The organism is Streptomyces asiaticus (assembly GCF_018138715.1).
GTDB classification, from domain to species: domain Bacteria; phylum Actinomycetota; class Actinomycetes; order Streptomycetales; family Streptomycetaceae; genus Streptomyces; species Streptomyces asiaticus.
In genome coordinates this window covers 3,734,054-3,752,548 of sequence record NZ_JAGSHX010000006.1, presented here as the reverse complement: position 1 = coordinate 3,752,548, position 18,495 = coordinate 3,734,054, and the positions used below count along the sequence as shown (strand labels likewise).

The following is an 18,495-nucleotide window of genomic DNA, read 5'->3' as shown; positions in this document are numbered from 1 at the left end:
GTGCTTCAGCCTCGTCGACGCTCAGAAGACGTCGTGAGTGGCTGGACAGTCACGTGTCGTACCATTCCAGCCATGCCACATCGCGTTGCAGTTCTCGCCCTCGATGGGGTCATGCCGATGGACCTGGGCATCGCGGCCCGGGTGCTCAACGAGGCCCTCGACCCGACCGGGGCACGGCTCTATTCCGTGACGACCTGCTCGCTCGGCGGCCGACCGGTCCGCACGAACGAGGGTTTCCGGATCGTCGTCGACGACGACGAGTCACTCCTGGAGGGTGCGGACACCGTGGTGATCGCCACCCAGGAGCCCGACGAACATCTGCTGGCCACCGGCGAGCTGCCCGCCCGGGTCGCCGCGGCCTTCGCCCGGATCGGGCCGGAGGCCCGCATCGTCAGCCTGTGCACATCGTCATTCCTGCTCGCGGCGGCCGGCTTGCTGGACGGACTGCGGGCCACCACCCATTGGGCGCTGTGCGGCCAGTTCACCCGGCTGTTCCCCGACGTCGAGGTCGATCCGGACGTGCTGTTCGTCGACAACGGACGCGTCCTGACAGCTGCCGGCGGGGCGGCCGGCATCGACCTGTTCGTCCACCTGGTCCGCAGGGACCACGGCGCGACCGTGGCCACCGCCGCGGCGCGACGATGCGTGGTGGCTCCATGGCGCGAGGGCGGACAGGCACAGTTCATCGAGCACCCGGTGCCGAAGGATGCCGACCGTTCCACCTCGGCCACCCGCCAGTGGGCGCAGAGCCGTCTGGCCGAGCCGCTCACGCTGCAGGACATGGCCCGCCACGCTCACATGAGTGAGCGTACGTTCACCCGGCGGTTCCGCGCCGAGGTGGGCACCAGCCCTCTCCAATGGCTGGTGCAAAGCCGGCTGACCCAGGCGCGCCGCCTGCTGGAGTCCAGCGATCTGACCGTCGCGCGGATCGCCGTTGTCTGCGGCTTCGGGGATCCGGTCGCGCTGCGCAAGCACTTCCACGCCCACCTCGGCCTGTCCCCACTGGCTTACCGTCGCGCCCACCGCGCTCCTGAACCGTAGACGTACCCCGGGTCCGGCTCACTCGGGCTCGGCGACGTACGGACGGCCGGGGGCCGGTTCCGGAGTGAGGATCATGCGGTCCGGGACGTGGGCGGTGTCGCGGTGGGCCAGGAGCCAGTAGACGGCGGCGGGGACGGCGAGGCCGACGAGCCAGGAGATGTCCGCGCCGCCCAGGGGGGCGACGAAGGGGCCGGTGTAGAAGGCGGTGGACAGGAAGGGGAGTTGGGCGAGGACGCCGAGGGCGTAGGTGGACAGCGCCTTCCAGCGCCAGGCGCCGTAGCGGCCGTTCGGGTCGCTGAGGGCGGGGATGTCGTAGCGCTCCTTGGCGATGGCGTAGTAGTCGACGAGGTTGATCGCGCTCCACGGGGTGAAGAAGGTCAGCAGGAACAGCAGGAAGTCCTTGAAGGAGGACAGGAAGCTGTCCTTGCCGAGCAGTGCGACCGCCGTGCCCGCGACCATGATCCCGGCGATGTAGGCGGCCCGGCCGCGGGGGGAGAGGGTGGCGCGGCCGCGGAAGCCGCTGACGCTGGTCACCATCGACATGAAGCCGCCGTAGGTGTTGAGCACGTTGATCGTCAGCTTGCCGAGGGCGATGACGAAGTAGAGCAGCGAGGTGATCAGGGCCGCGCCGCCGCCGAGGCCGACGATGTACGTGACCTCGTGGCCGACGAAGGCGTGGCCGGCCGCGGCCGCCGCGAGGGCGCCGAAGGTCATGGACCACTGGGAGCCGAGGACGGTGCCGGCGAGGGTCCAGGAGAAGGTGGCCTTCGCGGAGGTGGCGCGCGGGAGATAGCGGGAGTAGTCGGCGACGTACGGGCCGAAGGCGAGCTGCCAGGAGGCGGACAGCGACACCGCGAGGAGGAAGAGCGGGAAGTCGAAGGTCCGGTCGTGGAGGAGGGTGGCCAGGTCGGTGCGGTCCAGCAGCCGGATGCCCAGATAGACGAAGGCCAGGGCGCAGACGACGCCCGCGATCCGCCCCAGGGTGTGGATCAGGCGGTAGCCGACGGCCGCCGCCACGGCGGTGACGAGGGCGAAGAGGACGATTCCGGTGGTGTCGCCGAGATGGGTGAGTTCGCCGACCGCCTGCCCCGCCAGCACGCTGCCGCTGGCGAAGAAGCCCACGTACATGACGATGACCAGCAGCAGCGGGACGATCGCGCCCCGGACCCCGAACTGGGCCCGGGAGGAGATCATCTGGGGCAGGCCGAGCCGGGGTCCCTGGGCGGAGTGGAGGGCCATGACGGCTCCGCCGAGCAGGTTGCCGATCAGCAGGGCGATGATCGACCAGAAGGCGGCGGCGCCGAAGACCACGGCCAGGGCGCCGGTCACGACGGCGGTGATCTGGAGGTTGGCGCCGAGCCACAGGGTGAACTGGCTGAAGGCGGTGCCATGGCGCTCCGCGTCCGGGACGACGTCGATCGAGCGCTTTTCGACCAGGGAGTCCAGGGGGACTGGGGAGTCCAGAGAGTCTGGGGAGTCGGGCATACGGGTGCTCCTGCCGCTACTTCTTGGTGAGGCCGTTCTTGGCGGCCCAGTCGGCGGCGACCCGGTCCGGGTCCTTCTTGTCGTTGCTCACCAGCTTGTTGAGCCGGGCCAGTTCCCGGGTGGTGAGGGCACCGCCGAGGCGGGCCAGGGCCTTGCGGACCTTGGCGTCGGCCTTGGCGGCGCGGATCACGGGCACGATGTGCTGGGCGGGGATGAGCGCCTTGGGGTCGGCGAGGATCACCCAGTCGTTGGCCTCGATGTCGGGGTCGGTGGAGAAGAGGTTGGCCACGTCCACGTCGCCCTTCTTCAACGCGCCCTTGACCAGGGGCCCGGAGGCGTCGAGGGCCTTGAACTCCTTGAAGGTCACGCCGTAGCGGTCCTTGAGGCCGACGAGGCCGACCACGCGGTTCTTGTCCTCCGCCGGGCCACCGAAGACCAGCTTGCCGTTCTGCTTGGCGAGGTCGGCGAAGCTGCGCAGCCCGTGCTTCCGGGCGGCCTCGCGGGTGACGCAGAAGACGTCCTTGTCCTCGGCGGCCGCGTACGACAGGGCCTCCAGACCGCTGGGGAGGGCCACGGTGAGGGCGTTCTGGAGATCGCCGGCCTCGGTCTGGGGGGCCTTGTCGTCGAAGTGGAGCAGCAGATTGCCCTGGTACTCGGGGAGCAGATCGATATCGCCCTGCTGGAGGGCGGGTATGACGATCTCTCGGGAACCGAGGTTGGGCCGCACGCTGGTCTTGATGCCCGCGCCCTTCAGCGCCTCGGCGTAGAGGTAGCCCAGCAGCTGGTTCTCGGTGAAGTTGGCGGTGCCGATGACCAGCCCGCCCAGGCTGCTGCCGCCGCCCGAGCCACCGCTGCCGCCGTCGCCCTTGAGCGAGGTGACGCCGCCGCTACAGGCGGCGAGCGTGGGCACGGAGGCGCCGGCGAGCAAGCCGCCGAGCAGTTTCCTGCGGTTCATGGGGTCGTCTCCTCGGATCGGAGTTCGGAGTGAAGTCGCTGAGTCGGTGGGGCGCTGAGTCGCCTCGGGGTGAAGCCGGGTGGCGGCGCTCAGTGCGCGTGGGCGCGCGGGGGGCGGTTGCGGAACAGCAGGCGCTGCACTCCGGCCAGCGCCAGGTCCAGGGCGATGGCCAGCACGGCGACCAGCACCGCCCCGCCCAGCACCTGCACCAGATCGCGCTGGGCGAGCCCGTCGAAGACATAGCGGCCGAGTCCGCCGAAGCTGACGTACGCGGCGATGGTGGCGGTGGCCACGACCTGGACGCAGGCCAGCCGCAGCCCGGTCATGATCAGCGGCAGCGCGAGCGGCAGCTCGACCTGGAACAGCACCTGGTACCAGCGCATGCCCTGGCCCCTTGCCGCGTCCCTGACCTCGGGGTCCACGGCGGCCATGCCCGCGTACGTATTGGTGACGATCACCGGGACCGCGAGGGCGACCAGCGAGACGTACACCGGCCACATGCTCAGCCCGCTGGCCAGGAAGACCAGCGTGACCAGGCCGACGGTCGGCAGCGCCCGCCCGAAGCCGGAGAGGTTGATGGCGAGGAACGCACCGCGCCCGGTGTGCCCGATGAGCAGCCCGACCGGCAGCGCGATGGCGGCGGCGACCAGGGTGGCCAGCACCGAGTACTGGAGGTGCTCCAGCAGGCGGGTGGCGATGCCGTCGGGCCCGGACCACTGGGCGCCGCTGGTCAGCCAGCGGAGGAGGTTCTGGAGTAGTTCGAGCATGTCAGGCACGCCTCCTCAGCCACGGGGTGCACAGCCACTGGATGGTGACCAGCACGGCGTCCGCGACCAGCGCCAGCAGCAGGGACAGGACGACTCCGGCCACGACGGGGGTGGGGTAGTTGCGCTGGAAGCCGTCGGTGAACAGCTGGCCGAGGCCGCCGTACCCGATGTAGCTGGCCACGCTGACCAGCGATATCGCCATCACCGTGGCCACCCGTACGCCCGCCATGATCACCGGGAAGGCGAGCGGCAGCTCGACGGTGAGCAGGGTGCGCAGCGGGCGGGCGCCCATCGCGGTGGACGCCTCACGGACCTTGGTGGGAACGCTGTCGAGGCCCTCGACGGTGTTCCGGAGCAGCACGACCAGGGTGTAGATGGTCAGGCCGGTGATCGCGGTGGAGCGGGTGAGGCCGGTGACCGGCAGCAGCAGGACGAAGATCGCGATGGAGGGGATCGTGAACAGGATGTTCGAGAGCCCCAGCAGGAGTCCGCGCAGCGGGCGCACCCGGTGGGCGATCACCGCCAGCGGCAGCGCGATCAGCAGCCCGAAGAGGACGGCGGGGACGGCGGTGGAGAGGTGGTCCAGGGTGAGCGTGACCAGGGTGCTCCGATGGTCGGGGAACCAGCCCCAGTCGATGGTCATGCGGTCACGCTCGTGTCGGAGCTCTTCGGGTCCCCGTCGGCTTCGGGAGCCTCGGCGGCGTTCTTGAGCGCGGCCGCGCGGCCCGCCTCCGCGTGGCGCCGCCCCGCGTACTCATGGATCGCCTCGCGCCCGGTGACCCCGGTGAGCACCCCGTCGGCGTCCACCCGGGCCACCAGACCGGCGGGGGAGGCCAGCGACTCGTCCAGCGCGGTGAGCAGCGAGTCGCCGTCCCGCAGCGGGCGCACCGGCAGCAGCGGGGCCCGGTCGCCCTCCGGCCCCTCGGTGTCGCGCCAGCCCAGCGGCTCACCGCGCTCGGAGGTGACCAGCCGCCAGCGCTGCCCGTCGGCGGGCACGGGCTGCCGCGCCACGTCGGCGAGGGTGGACAGGGAGAGCAGCTTCAGCCCGCGCTCGGCGCCCAGGAAGCCCGCCACGAAGTCGTCGGCGGGGCTCGCCAGCAGCTCGGCGGGGGGTGCGCACTGGACGAGATGGCCGCCGGTGCGGAAGATCGCGATGCGGTCGCCGAGCCGTACCGCCTCGTCGATGTCGTGGGTGACGAAGACGACCGTCTTGCGCAGCTCGCTCTGGAGCCGCAGCAGCTCGTTCTGGAGCTGGGTCCGTACGACCGGGTCGACCGCCCCGAACGGCTCGTCCATCAGCAGCACCGGCGGATCGGCGGCCAGCGCGCGGGCGACCCCGACGCGCTGCTGCTGACCGCCCGAGAGCTGGTGCGGGTAGCGCTTGCCGGAGTCGGCGGGCAGCCCGACCAGCTCCAGCAGCTCGGCCGCGCGGGCCCGCGCCTTGCGGCGGCCCCAGCCCAGCAGCAGTGGAACGGTGGCGATGTTGTCGAGGATCGTGCGGTGCGGGAAGAGCCCGGCCTGCTGGATCACATAGCCGATTCCGCGCCGCAGCTCGGCGGCGTCCGCCTTCAGGACATCACGCCCGCCCACGCTCACCGTGCCGCTGCTCGGTTCGACCATGCGGTTGACCATGCGGAGGGTGGTGGTCTTGCCGCAGCCCGAGGTGCCGACAAGAACGGTGATGCCCCCTTCCGGGAGTTCGAGACTGAGGCGATCCACCGCTGTGGTGCCGTTCGGATAGTGCTTACTGACGTCCTTGAAGCTGATCATCCGCTTCCCCTTGCCCTGTCTGCATATAGTCATGCACAGTCATAGTCGAGTGAATAGAAGTCAAGAGGTCTGCGTTAATCACCGGTTACTTCTGCTCGCGATGTGGACGGAGCGCTAGGCAATTGGCCCGAAAAGGGCGTGTTCGAGAGGGGTTGCCCTGGATGTTGTCTCACATGCTGGACGCTGATCACGCGGCGGCCGACGGCGCCGACGGTGCCGAACCGCGGATCACGCTGGACGGCCGGAGCCTACGCGTCGTGGATGTGGCGCGTCTGGCCGACCGGCTCAGCCGGCCCGCCGCGCCCGATCCCACAGCGCTGGCCCTGGCCGAGCGCGCCTGGGAGACCGCGGACCGGCTCGCGGCCACCGGCCGCGTCTACGGGCGCAGCACCGGTGTGGGCGCCAACCGCACCGAGGACGTCGGCCCGGCCGACTCCGACCACGGGCTGCGGCTGCTGCGCAGCCACGCCGGTGCGATCGGCGCACAGCTGCCCGGCCGCGAGGTGCGCGCCATGATGGCCGTCCGTGCCAATCAGCTGCTGGCGGGCGGTGCCGGGCTGCGCCCCGCCGTCGTCACCGCGCTCGTGGAGGGCCTCGACAGCGGCGCCCACCCGGTGATCAACGAATACGGCGCGGTCGGCACCGGGGACCTCGCCGCGCTCGCCCAGACCGGTCTCGCGCTCGTCGGCGAGCACCCCTGGGACCTCACCGAGGCCGCCCCGGGCCGCCGCGCCCCCGACCCCATCACCCTCGACAGCAACGACGCCCTGGCGCTCATCAGCAGCAACGCCCTCACCCTCGGCCAGTCCGCGCTCGCCCTCGCCGAGCTGCGGCGGCTGCTGTCCGCCTCGCTCGCCGTGGCCGCGCTCTCGCTGATCGCGGTCGGCGGCTCGTACGAGGCGTACGCCGAACCCGTCCACGCGTCCCGGCCGCACCCCGGCTCCGTCGCGGCCGCAGCCCGGATGCGCGCCCTGCTCGGCGCCCCGCCCCGGCCCACCCCGCCGCTGGGCCGCATACAGGACCCGTACGGCTTCCGCTGTCTGCCGCAGATCCACGGACCGGCGTTGGACGCGGCGGACGCGCTGGAGCGGGTGCTGGCCGTCGAGTTCAACGCCGCCGCCGAGAACCCGCTGATCAGCTCCACCGACGAGGCCGCCTACCACCACGGCAACTTCTACGCCGCGCACACCGCACTCGCCCTGGACCACTTCCGGCTCGCCGCGCTCCAGACCGCCCGGCTCTCCACCGCCCGGCTCGCCGCGCTCAGCGAACCCGACTTCACCCGGCTGCGCCCCTTCCTCGGCGACGCCGCGCCCGCGAGCTCGGGCGTGATGATCCTCGAATACGCGGCGGGGGCGGCCCTCGGCGAGATGCGCGCGGTCTCCCACCCCGCCTCGCTGGGCCACGCCGTGCTCTCGCGCGGGGTGGAGGAACAGGCCAGTTTCGCCTCGCTCGGCGCCCGCCAGACACTCCGGGTGGCCGACCACTACCGGCTGGTCCTGGGCTGTGAACTCGTCGCCGCCGTACGGGCGTTGCGCCAGCGCGGGCTTGAGCCGGACCCGGAGCTCCCGGCCGGTGTGGCCTTCGCCCTGGCGTCGGAAGTGCTCGATCCCCGGATGGAGGACCGGCCGTTGACGGAGGATGTGGCGGTGGCCGCGCGGTTGCTCGACCGGCTGGCGGGGGCCTGAGGGACGAGGGTACGAGGGTCAGGAGGACGTGATGGGTACGGAACACGGGGTGAGCGACGGGGTGGACGGTGCGCGGATGACGCGGGTGGACGAGGGCGCCACGGCGGTGTCGGCGGGGGTGCCGGGCGTCTCGGCCGCTTCCGGCGCCTCGACCGCCGCCCGCCTCCAGGCGCTCTTCGAAGGCCACCGGCTGACCCCGACCCAGCGGCGGATCGCCCACTGCATGGTGCGGCGGGCCGCGGACGCGCCGTTCCTCTCCAGCGTCGAACTGGCCGAGCTCGCGGGCGTCAGCCAGCCGTCCGTGACCCGCTTCGCGGTCGCCCTCGGGTTCGACGGCTATCCGGCGCTGCGCAAGCATCTGCGCGATGTCGCGCCCGCGGAGCCGGAGGCGGACGAGGGGTCGTACAACGAGTACCAGCAGGCCGTGCAGTCCGAGATCGACAATCTGCGCCATCTCGCCGCGCTGCTGGCCGACCCCGCCCCCGTCGTCCGCGCCGGACGGCTGCTCGCCGACTCCCGTCCGCTGCCGGTCCTCGGGCTGCGCGCCGCCTCCGCGCAGGCCCGCGGCTTCACTTACTTCGCGCGCAAGGTCCATCCGGACGTCCGGCTGCTCGACGAGGGCGGCACGATGCTCGACGACCGCGTGGACGCGGCGAAGCGGGCGGGTGCGACGGCGCTGCTGTGCTTCGCGCTGCCGCGGCATCCGCGCGAGCTCGTGGAGGGTCTGGAGTACGCCCGGGAGGTGGGCCTGACCGTGGTCACCGTCGCCGACAGCGCCTTCGCCCCGGTCGCCCGCCACAGCGATCTGCTGCTGCCCGCGGCGGTCGGCACGGGCCTCGCCTTCGACACCGCGTGCGCGCCGATGCTGCTGGGGCGGGTGCTGCTGGAGGCGATGTGCGACGCGCTGCCGGACGCGCAGGCGCGGCTGGAGGAGTTCGACGCGAAGGCGGCGGAGCGGGGCCTGTTCGTGGAGTGAGCCGGGCTTCCGGGCCGCTCTGTGTGCCAACCCCCGTTCCTCTCACCGAATTCTCAGGCATCCTGGCTAGATTCCTCGATTCGACAGGGATTTCTTCCGGAATTCACCAGGCGTGAGGAGGTCGGTCGTGGGGCGCGGGGCGTATGCGCTGGCACGGGTGGCGGTGATCGTGAGGGCTCCCGCGGGGTGGCTGTGGTGGCCCGGTGTGCTGGCCGCGGGGGTCGGGGCACTGGTGCCGGGGCTGACCGGGCGACGGATCGGAGTGCTCGCCGGGGCGGCGCTCTTCCTGGTCGCGGGGGCCGTGGTGTTCGTGGTGCGCCGCAAGCGGTATCTGGAGCTGGCGCGCGACGCCTCGCGCGCGGGCAAGGCGGTCTTCCTCCAGGACCGCGCGGTGACCGTAAGGACCCGGCGGCGCGCCCTGCGGTGGTGGCTGCTGCTGGCCTTCCTCGCCGCGATGGGCTCGTCCTTCGCCGTTCCGGCGGCGGGCGGGATGCTGCTGGCGGGGCTGGGCGCCGGGCTGTGGGCCAAGGCGCTGTGGCTGGGCCGCTGGGAGCGCGCGCACGACGTGCTGCTGTGGGTCCGCACGGAGCGGGTCCCCCGGGGGCGGCCGGCGGGCAAGGCGGTGGACGGCTACCAGACGACGGGGATCGTGGCCGGTGACGCGGGGCCGGGTGGCGCGAGGCGCTCCCGCGCGATGGCGGGGGCCGGGCGCTGAGGGTTGCTCGGCGTTGAGGGGTGCCTGGCGCTGAGGGTTGCCCCTGAGGGGGTTGCCCCGGCGGGGTTGCGCGGCGTGGGTTGGTGCGGCGCCGTCTCGCGCCTTCGGCGCCTTTGAGCATGGGGGCGGGGGCGCCCTGGCCGGGGTCCGTCGCCGACGGCCCGCCCGTGGGGGCGGGCCCGGTTGCGGCGCCCCTCCGGCCCGGGCTTCGCGCCGATCCGGACTGCCGTGGGGTTGGGGTACCCCTCTCGAAAACGTTTGACAAATTAGTTGCGCCAGATCAAGTGTTTTCTTGAAGGGGGTACCCCACCGGGCACGACGCGTGACGCGCCCAGCCATCCGGGAGCGCGGTCTGGGCAGCGACCGATCGCCTCCGGGCGGCCGGGCCACGCGGGGCCCGCAGTCCGGCAGCGGCCTCGGCTCCGGGTCACGGAGGCCGCCACCGGGCTTCGCCCCCACTGGCCGGTGGCCGGCGACGTGGCCCGCGCCCGCCCCCACCTGACCCGATGCTCAATCAACGCCGGCCCAGACGAAAGCGTCACGTGTACGGCGGACTTCTGGGCCCCACAGCCTGGGCACAGCTTGGGCGCCCCACAGCCCAAGCACAGCCTGGGCGCCCCACAGCCTGGGCGCCCCGCGCCCTACCGCAACCGGCTCAGGCCCAGCGCATGCTTCGCGCCGCTCTCGGACACGATCTCGTCCACCGTCTGCGGCTCCCGTACCGTCGCGAAGCGCACATCGCCGTCGGGGCTCGTCGCGTCGAAGCCGTAGATCCCCGGGCGGGGCAGGCTGTTGTAGGCGAAGTGGTTGGAGAAGTAGTACGCGCCGGTGTCCAGCAGGGCGACCAGATCGCCCATCGCCAGCTCCGGCAGTGGCCGGTCGCGGGCGACCAGGTCGCCCGCGAAGCAGCAGGGACCGGCGATGTCCTGGGGGACCGGGCCGTCGCCGGTCTCGGCCTTGGGGCGGCCCTCCGCGTCGTAGGCCAGGACCCGCAGGGGCCAAGCCTCGGGGGCGAAGACCGTACGGGTGGCGAGCTGGGCGCCCGCGTGGGTGACCGCGATCGGACGGCCGCCCGCGGACTTGGTGTATTCGACCCGGGCCAGCACCAGGCCGGACTTGGCGAGCAGGGACCGTCCGAACTCGGTCACCAGCTTGTACCGCCCGTCGAGGAGCCCCGGCACGGTGGCCCGCAGCAGCCGGGCGTACTCCCGGAAGCCGGGGGTGACCTCGTCGGAGGTGAAGTTCACCGGGAGGCCGCCGCCGATGTCGAGGGCGTCGATCTGCCGCCGGCCGACCGCCTCGTTGATCTCCTCGGCCAGTTCGTAGGTCGCCCGTATGCCCGCCGCCATCAGCTCCAGCGGACAGCCCTGGGAGCCGACGTGCGCGTGCAGCCGGGTCAGCCAGGGGCGCTCGGCGAAGGCGCGCACAACCCACGCGCGCGCCCCCGGGTCCTGGAGGGCCACGCCGAACTTGGAGGTCGCGGTGGCGGTGCTCATCGCGTCGATGCTGCCGCCGCCCACCTGGGGGTTGACCCGCAGGCCCAGGGGCGGGGGCGGGGCGGCGCGGTGCCCCACCAGCGCGTCGAGCCGCTCCAGCTCCTGGGGGTTGTCGGCGTTGACGGCGATGCCCAGGTCGAGGGCCTCGCGCAGCTCGGCGGTGGTCTTGGCGGGGGAGTCCAGGACGATGCGGTCGGGCGTCACCCCCGCCGCGCGGGCCAGCGCCAGCTCGCCCGGGCTGGCCACCTCGCAGCCCAGGCCCTCGTCGGCCAGCAGCCGCAGGACGGGGACGAGCGCGGCGGCCTTGACCGCGAAGGCGTGCAGGATGGGCGTGCCGGGCGCCACGACCTCCTCGAAGGCCGCGCGCAGCCCGGCGGCCGCGGAGCGGATCCCGGCCACGTCCAGCAGCCCCACGACGGGCTGGTCCGGGCCGAGCAGCCGCTGTTCCACGGCCGCCCGTACGGCCTGTTCGCGCCGGGTGGCCATCGCAACCGCTTTCGACGTCATGCTTTCAGCCAACCATCCGGAACGGCCGCGGACCAGCTCCGCGGGGGGCGCTCCGGGGGCGGGGTCGTGCGGTCGCCGGGAGCGCGGCCCCCGGAGCCGGGCCGACCCGGCCCTACAGCTCCACCAGCACCGCTCCGAGATGGCGGCCCGCCACCAGCTCGCACAGCGCGCCCGGCGCCTGGTCGATCCCCGTCAGCCGGGTGTACGGGTAGGTGAGCGCGCCCTCGCGCAGCGCCCGGCCGAACTCGCTCAGGTACCCGGGCATGGCGTCCTGGTGGTCCACCGCGCTGATGCCGCGCAGTGTGATGCTCCGGGTGATCAGGGCCAGGGTGCTGATCGCGGTCGGGGCCAGCGCGTCGTCGGAGAGCTGTGCGGCCAGCGCGCCGACCAGGGCGAACCGGGCGTTGCGGCGGGCCAGGGCCAGGGCGGCCCGCAGCTGTTCGCCGCCGACGGTGTCGAAGAGGACGTCGATGCCGTCGGGGGCGGCCGCGCGCAGCTGTTCCTCGATCGATCCGGCGCCGCGCAGCACGACCGCGTCATAGCCCAGCTCCCGCGTCAGCCGGTCGGCCTTGTGCCGGGAGCCGGTGGAGCCGATGACCCGCGCTGCGCCGTGCAGCCGGGCGAACTGCCCGGCCAGGGAGCCCACTCCGCCCGCCGCGCCGGTGACGAACACCGTGTCGCCACGGCGCACCCCGGCCCCGCGCACCACCCCCAGCCAGGCGGTGAACCCCTGCGAGAGATGGGCCGCGGGGTCCGGCAGCACCTCGGGGTCGACGGGCGAGACCTCGGGGGCGTTCAGGACCGCGTACTCGCGCCAGCCCGCGCGGTGGCGGACGAGGGTGCCGGGGGCGAGGTCCGTGCCCGGCGCCCGGACCACTTCGCCGAGGGCCGCGCCCCGCATCACCTCACCGGCCTTGTGCAGCAGCTGGGGCAGGCCGAAGGCGTCCGGGTCGGCGAGCGTGAGCGGGCGCATCACGGCGGCGACGCTCATCAGCCGGTTGCGCACCAGCACCTGACCGGGGCCGGGGGCGGGGACGGGAGCGGTGACGACCTCGAAGTGACCGGGGGTGAGCTCCCCGTCGGGCAGGGCCGCCAGACGGACCTCGCGGTGGGTGGCGGGGAGGGACACGAAGGGCTCCTCGGCGGGCGTGGGGACACGACCTGGTGACGCTACCCCGCGGCCCGGCGCGGGTCGGCCGTGACCAGCACGGGGAGCCCGCGCCGCGGAACCACCTGGGCGTATGCGGAACCCCACGGTATTGACTAGTCATATTCATCGGCATCAAGATGTGAATAACTCGATCCAGTCGCTGCAGTCCATGCAGTCGAACCAGTTGATGGCACAGGGAGGCTTGGCCCATGACAGGACCGCGACTCGTACGGGCGCCGCGTGGTGCAGAGCTCAGCGCCCGGGGGTGGCAGCAGGAAGCCGCCCTGCGGATGCTCCAGAACAACCTCGATCCGGAGGTCGCCGAGCACCCCGACAAGCTCGTCGTCTACGGCGGCACCGGTAAGGCGGCCCGCGACTGGCGCTCGTTCGACGCCATGGTCCGCACCCTGCGCACGCTGAAGCAGGACGAGACGATGCTGGTCCAGTCGGGCCGTCCCGTGGGCGTCATGCAGACCCACGAGTGGGCGCCGCGGGTGCTGATCGCCAACTCCAACCTGGTCGGCGACTGGGCCAACTGGGAGGAGTTCCGCCGCCTGGAGGCGCTGGGCCTGACCATGTACGGCCAGATGACCGCCGGCTCCTGGATCTACATCGGCACCCAGGGCATCCTCCAGGGCACGTACGAGACCTTCGCCGCGGTCGCCGCGAAGAAGTTCGGCGGCACCCTGGCCGGGACGATCACCCTCACCGCGGGCCTCGGCGGCATGGGCGGCGCCCAGCCGCTGGCGGTCACCATGAACGACGGCGTCGCGATCTGCGTCGACTGCGATCCGCGCGCCATCGAGCGCCGTATCGACCACCGCTACCTGGACGTCCGCGCCGACAGCCTGGACCACGCGCTCCAGCTCGCGACCGAGGCCCGGGACGCCCGGCGCCCCCTGTCGATCGGTGTGCTGGGGAACGCGGCCGAGCTGGTCCCGCAGCTCCTCGCGATGAACGCCCCGATCGACATCGTCACCGACCAGACCAGCGCCCACGACCCGCTGTCGTATCTGCCGGTCGGCGTGGACTTCGACGAGATGGCCTCCTACGCCGCCGAGAAGCCCGCCGACTTCACCCAGCGGGCGCGCGAGTCCATGGCCAAGCACGTCGAGGCCATGGTCGGCTTCATGGACGCGGGCGCCGAGGTCTTCGACTACGGCAACTCGATCCGCGGCGAGGCCAAGCTGGCGGGCTTCGAGCGCGCCTTCGCCTTCCCCGGCTTCGTCCCCGCCTACATCCGGCCGCTCTTCTGCGAGGGCAAGGGCCCGTTCCGCTGGGCGGCCCTGTCCGGCGACCCGAAGGACATCGCGGCCACGGACAAGGCGATCCTGGAGCTCTTCCCGGAGAACGAGTCGCTGGCCCGCTGGATCAAGATGGCGGAGGAGCGGGTCCACTTCCAGGGGCTGCCGGCCCGTATCTGCTGGCTCGGCTACGGCGAGCGCGACAAGGCGGGCGAGCGCTTCAACGAGATGGTCGCCGACGGCACGCTCGCCGCACCGCTGGCGATCGGCCGCGACCACCTGGACTGCGGCTCGGTGGCCTCCCCGTACCGCGAGACCGAGGCCATGCTGGACGGCTCGGACGCGATCGCCGACTGGCCGCTGCTCAACGCCATGGTCAACGTCGCCTCGGGCGCCTCCTGGGTCTCCATCCACCACGGCGGCGGCGTCGGCATGGGCCGCTCGATCCACGCGGGCCAGGTCACGGTCGCCGACGGCACGGCGCTCGCGGGCGAGAAGATCCGCCGCGTCCTGACGAACGACCCCGGCATGGGCGTCATCCGCCACGTGGACGCGGGCTACGACCGAGCGGACGAAGTAGCCGACGAGCGAGACGTCAGGATCCCCATGAGGGAGTCGGAGTGACCGTTGTGAGCAATCGTTCCGCGGAGGGGGCACCTCCCAGCGGTAGCTGGGGGAGGGACGGGTGGGCACAACCCGACCACCGGGCCGCACCCGCACACGAAACGGAGGCTGAGACGGCCGTGGGCGCACCCAGCACGACCAGCGCGTCGTTCCACGACATGTGGCGCGACCTGACCCCCATCGGCCGCAACACAACAACAAACGGCTACCGCCGCTACGCCTGGACCGAAGCGGACGCCGACTGTAGAACGTGGTTCAAGGAACAAGCCCAAAACCGCGGCCTCACCTACGAAGTGGACCGCAACGGCAACCAATGGGCCTGGCTCGGCGACCCGGAAGCCGGAGACGCCATCGTCACCGGCTCGCACCTGGACTCCGTCCCCGACGGCGGCGCCTTCGACGGCCCGCTGGGCGTCGTCTCCTCCTTCGCCGCCCTCGACGAGCTACGAGCACGCGGCGCCCACCCCACCAAACCGCTCGCCATCGTCAACTTCGGCGACGAGGAGGGCGCCCGCTTCGGCCTGGCCTGTGTCGGCTCCCGGCTGACGAGCGGGCAGCTCAGCGTCGCGCAGGCGCATGAGCTGCGCGACGCGGACGGGCTGAGCCTCCCCCGGGCGATGGAGCGCGCCGGTTACGACCCGGACGCCATCGGCCCGGACCCGGAGCGGCTGGCCCGCATCGGCGCGTTCGTCGAGCTCCACATCGAGCAGGGGCGGGCCCTGGACGATACGAAGAACCCCGTGGGCGTCGCCTCCGCGATCTGGCCGCACGGCCGCTGGCGGTTCGACTTCCACGGCGAGGCCAACCACGCCGGGACGACCCGGATCGAGGACCGCCGCGATCCGATGCTCACCTACGCCAACACCGTCCTCGCCGCCCGTAAGAAGGCGAAGCTCGCCGGGGCGCTGGCGACCTTCGGCAAGGTCAGCGTCGAGCCCAACGGGGTCAACGCGATCGCGAGCCTGGTCCGCGGCTGGCTGGACTCGCGCGCGGCCGACGAGGAGACCCTGGCCGCCGTGGTCGGCGAGATCGAGCGTGCCGCGGTCGAGCGCGGACAGCGCGACGGAGTGGACGTCCGGGTCACCCGGGAGTCCTTCACCCCGGTCGTGGAGTTCGCCCACGACCTGCGTGACCAGCTCTCGGGCCTGCTCGGCGGCGTTCCGATCCTCCCCACCGGGGCCGGGCACGACGCCGGCATTTTGTCCGCGTCGGTTCCGACGGCCATGCTGTTTGTAAGGAACCCCACCGGCGTCTCGCATTCACCCGCGGAGACGGCGGGCGAGGACGATTGCCTCGCCGGTGTGGCCGCACTCGCGGAGGTACTGGAGGGCCTGGCGTGTCACTGACGGCGCAGACGTACTGGGCGGAGCACGCCTGGGTGGACGGAAGCGTGCGGTCGGACGTGGTGATCGTGGCCGCGGCCAATGGGCGGATCACGGCGGTGGTGCCCGGGAGCCCGCGGCCGCCCGCCGGGTCCGTCACCCTCCGTGGTCTGACGCTCCCCGGCCTGGCCAACGCCCACAGCCACGCCTTCCACCGGGCCCTGCGCGGAGTCGTCCAGGCGGACGGCAGGACGAACGGCAGGACGAACGGCGCGGCGGACGGCGAAAACGGCGGCAAGACGGGAGCCGAGACCGGAGACGAGGCGAACGGCCAGGCCGACCAGCAGCGCAAGGGCGGCGCGCCGGACTCCTTCTGGACCTGGCGCGAGGTGATGTACGGCGTCGCCGACCGGCTGACCCCGGACAGCTACTTCGAGCTGGCCCGAGCCGTCTACGCCGAGATGGCCATGGCCGGGATCACCTGCGTCGGGGAGTTCCACTACCTCCACCACGCGCCCGGCGGCGCCCGCTACGGCAACCCCAACGCGATGGGGGAGGCCCTGATCGCGGCCGCGGCCGAGGCCGGTATCCGGATCACCCTGCTCGACACCTGCTATCTCTCCTCCGGTTTCGGGGCCGAGCCCAACGAGCACCAGCTGCGCTTCTCCGACGGCACCGCCGAAGCCTGGGCCGAGCGGGTCTCCGGGCTGAAGGGTGACGGCAACACCCGCATCGGCGCGGCGATCCACTCGGTGCGGGCCGTCCCCGTCGATCAGCTGGCGACCGTGTCCGGCTGGGCCGACGAGCACACGGCGCCCCTGCACGTGCATCTCTCCGAGCAGACGGCGGAGAACGACGCCTGTGTGGAGGCTCACGGCTTCACCCCCACCCGGCTGCTCGCCGACCACGGGGTGCTGGGCCCGCGGACCACCGCCGTGCACGCCACCCATCTCACCCCGGGCGACATCCGGCTGCTGGGCCACACCGCCACCGGTGTCTGTATGTGCCCGACCACCGAGCGTGACCTCGCCGACGGGATCGGCCCGGCCGTCGAGCTCCAGAGCGCGGGCTCACCGCTCTCGCTGGGCAGCGACAGCCACGCCGTGATCGACATCCTGGAGGAGGCCCGCGCCATGGAGCTGGACGAGCGGCTGCGCACCCGCGCCCGGGGCCACTGGACCGCGGCCCAGCTGCTGCGGGCCGCCACCGCGGACGGCCATGCGGCGCTCGGCTGGGGCGCGGAGGCGGGCCGGATCGAGGTGGGGGCGCTCGCCGACCTCACCACGATCGCGCTGGACTCGGTGCGCACCGCGGGACCGCCGCCCCGGCTGGGCGCGGAGACCGCCGTATTCGCGGCGACCAGCGCGGATGTCCGGCACACCGTGGTCGGCGGCCGCCATGTCGTACGGGACGGCGCCCATCAGCTCGTCCCGCGTGTGCCGCAAGCGCTGGCCGAGGCCATCGAAGCCCTGCACGGACCGTGACCCGGCCGCTACCGGCACGGCCGACGAAGGAGAGCACCCCCACGATGACGACCGCGACGCCCACGACGGCCATCACCGACATCGCCACTCTGGTCACCAATGACCCCTCCCTCGGTGAAGGCCCCCTCGGCCTGATCCGGGACGCGGCCGTCGTCATCGACGGCGACCGCATCGCCTGGGTCGGTGAGTCCAGCAAAGCACCCGCCACCGACAACCGGGTCGACGCCGGTGGCCGGGCCGCCATTCCGGGCTTTGTGGACTCCCACTCCCATCTGGTCTTCGCGGGCGACCGGACCGAGGAGTTCAACGCCCGGATGTCCGGCCGCCCGTACAGCGCGGGCGGGATCCGCACCACCGTGGCCGCCACCCGCGCCGCCTCGAACAACGTGCTGCACGCCAACGTGGGCCGCTATGTGGCCGAGGCGCGCCGCCAGGGCACCACGACCGTCGAGATCAAGTCCGGCTACGGGCTGACCTCGCAGGACGAGGCCCGCGCCCTGACCATCGCCGGTGCCCACACCGACGAGGTGACCTTCCTCGGGGCGCATATCGTCGCCCCCGAGTTCGCCGACGACCCGGCCGGGTACGTGGATCTGGTCACCGGCCCGATGCTGGACGCCTGCGCCCCGCACGCCCGCTGGATCGACGTCTTCTGCGAACAGGGCGCCTTCGACGGCGACCAGGCCCGCGCCGTCCTGACCGCGGGCAAGGAGCGCGGGCTGATCCCGCGGGTCCACGCCAACCAGCTCTCCTACGGCCCCGGGGTGCGACTGGCGGTCGAGCTGGGCGCCGCCTCAGCCGACCACTGCACCCATCTGACCGAGCAGGACGTCGACGCGCTGGCCCAGGGCGAGACGGTGGCCACCCTGCTCCCGGGCGCGGAGTTCTCCACCCGCTCGACCTATCCGGACGCGCGCCGGCTGCTCGACGCGGGCGTCACGGTCGCCCTGTCCCCGGACTGCAACCCGGGCTCGTCCTTCACCAGCTCCATGCCGTTCTGCGTCGCCCTGGCCGTGCGGGAGATGGGGATGACGCCGGACGAGGCGGTGTGGGCCGCCACGGCCGGTGGGGCGCGGGCCCTGCGCCGTACCGACGTGGGCCGGGTGAGCCCGGGCGCCCGCGCCGATCTGGCGCTGCTGGACGCCCCGTCCCATGTGCACCTCGCCTACCGCCCCGGCGTGCCCCTGGTCTCGGCGGTGTGGCACGAGGGCACCCTGGTCTGACGGCACGGCGGAGACACGCATAGGCACACGCATAGGCATAGGCGCAGA

Annotated in this window: 15 protein-coding genes; 8 read left to right on the top strand and 7 right to left on the bottom strand. The window is 72.7% G+C overall.

Annotated elements, in window-relative coordinates:
* Positions 1-72: 72 nt before the first annotated feature.
* Positions 73-1,041 (top strand): GlxA family transcriptional regulator, encoded by a 969-nt coding sequence (locus KHP12_RS23175; protein ID WP_086886220.1) that lies wholly within the window; start codon positions 73-75, stop codon positions 1,039-1,041.
* A gap of 18 nt (positions 1,042-1,059) precedes the next feature.
* Here the strand turns inward: KHP12_RS23175 and KHP12_RS23170 are convergent, their stop codons facing one another.
* The 5 genes from KHP12_RS23170 to KHP12_RS23150 all read right to left on the bottom strand — a co-directional run bounded on the left by KHP12_RS23170 (position 1,060) and on the right by KHP12_RS23150 (position 6,018).
* A complete protein-coding gene (locus tag KHP12_RS23170; protein ID WP_086886221.1) occupies positions 1,060-2,526 on the bottom strand; it encodes a purine-cytosine permease family protein in 1,467 nt (488 codons plus the stop codon).
* A gap of 16 nt (positions 2,527-2,542) precedes the next feature.
* Positions 2,543-3,481 carry an ABC transporter substrate-binding protein gene (locus tag KHP12_RS23165; protein ID WP_086886222.1) on the bottom strand — a complete coding sequence of 313 codons (939 nt, stop codon included), beginning with the start codon at positions 3,479-3,481 and terminating at the stop codon, positions 2,543-2,545.
* 89 nt (positions 3,482-3,570) lie between these two features.
* Positions 3,571-4,248 (bottom strand): ABC transporter permease, encoded by a 678-nt coding sequence (locus tag KHP12_RS23160; protein ID WP_037954389.1) that lies wholly within the window; start codon positions 4,246-4,248, stop codon positions 3,571-3,573.
* Position 4,249: 1 nt separating this feature from the next.
* Positions 4,250-4,891, bottom strand: coding sequence for an ABC transporter permease (locus KHP12_RS23155; protein WP_037954388.1), 642 nt, complete (start codon positions 4,889-4,891; stop codon positions 4,250-4,252).
* Positions 4,888-6,018, bottom strand: coding sequence for an ABC transporter ATP-binding protein (locus KHP12_RS23150; protein WP_086886223.1), 1,131 nt, complete (start codon positions 6,016-6,018; stop codon positions 4,888-4,890). The genes KHP12_RS23155 and KHP12_RS23150 overlap by 4 nt, the downstream gene beginning before the upstream one ends.
* A gap of 161 nt (positions 6,019-6,179) precedes the next feature.
* Here KHP12_RS23150 and KHP12_RS23145 point away from each other — a divergent pair, with 161 nt between their 5' ends.
* From KHP12_RS23145 to KHP12_RS23135, 3 genes are all read left to right on the top strand, one after another.
* Complete coding sequence (locus KHP12_RS23145; RefSeq protein ID WP_372455218.1) at positions 6,180-7,706, top strand: aromatic amino acid ammonia-lyase; 1,527 nt, start codon at positions 6,180-6,182, stop codon at positions 7,704-7,706.
* 31 nt (positions 7,707-7,737) lie between these two features.
* The gene (locus KHP12_RS23140; protein ID WP_245010108.1) at positions 7,738-8,682 is read left to right on the top strand and encodes a MurR/RpiR family transcriptional regulator; all 945 of its coding nucleotides are present in this window, start codon (positions 7,738-7,740) and stop codon (positions 8,680-8,682) included.
* A gap of 127 nt (positions 8,683-8,809) precedes the next feature.
* Positions 8,810-9,397 carry a hypothetical protein gene (locus KHP12_RS23135; protein ID WP_037954380.1) on the top strand — a complete coding sequence of 196 codons (588 nt, stop codon included), beginning with the start codon at positions 8,810-8,812 and terminating at the stop codon, positions 9,395-9,397.
* A 641-nt stretch (positions 9,398-10,038) separates the two neighbouring features.
* Here the strand turns inward: KHP12_RS23135 and KHP12_RS23130 are convergent.
* Together KHP12_RS23130 and KHP12_RS23125 are read right to left on the bottom strand one after the other, a co-directional pair.
* Positions 10,039-11,400 (bottom strand): type III PLP-dependent enzyme domain-containing protein, encoded by a 1,362-nt coding sequence (locus KHP12_RS23130; RefSeq protein WP_086879809.1) that lies wholly within the window; start codon positions 11,398-11,400, stop codon positions 10,039-10,041.
* A gap of 112 nt (positions 11,401-11,512) precedes the next feature.
* Entirely contained in the window at positions 11,513-12,529 is a 1,017-nt protein-coding gene (locus tag KHP12_RS23125) for an MDR family NADP-dependent oxidoreductase (RefSeq protein WP_086879810.1), read from the bottom strand.
* A 230-nt stretch (positions 12,530-12,759) separates the two neighbouring features.
* On the opposite strand from KHP12_RS23125, the gene hutU reads away from it, so the two are divergent.
* From hutU to hutI, 4 genes are all read left to right on the top strand, one after another.
* On the top strand, positions 12,760-14,418 hold the full coding sequence (gene hutU, locus KHP12_RS23120; RefSeq protein WP_086879811.1) for a urocanate hydratase: 1,659 nt from the start codon (positions 12,760-12,762) through the stop codon (positions 14,416-14,418).
* A gap of 158 nt (positions 14,419-14,576) precedes the next feature.
* Positions 14,577-15,764: an allantoate amidohydrolase gene (locus KHP12_RS23115; RefSeq protein ID WP_211834899.1), complete on the top strand. Its 1,188-nt coding sequence runs from the start codon at positions 14,577-14,579 to the stop codon at positions 15,762-15,764.
* Positions 15,755-17,224: a formimidoylglutamate deiminase gene (locus KHP12_RS23110; protein ID WP_372455217.1), complete on the top strand. Its 1,470-nt coding sequence runs from the start codon at positions 15,755-15,757 to the stop codon at positions 17,222-17,224. Before KHP12_RS23115 ends, KHP12_RS23110 begins: the two co-directional genes overlap by 10 nt.
* A 44-nt stretch (positions 17,225-17,268) precedes the next feature.
* Positions 17,269-18,447, top strand: a complete 1,179-nt coding sequence (gene hutI / locus KHP12_RS23105) for an imidazolonepropionase (RefSeq protein WP_037954362.1) — start codon at positions 17,269-17,271, stop codon at positions 18,445-18,447.
* Positions 18,448-18,495: the final 48 nt, after the last annotated feature.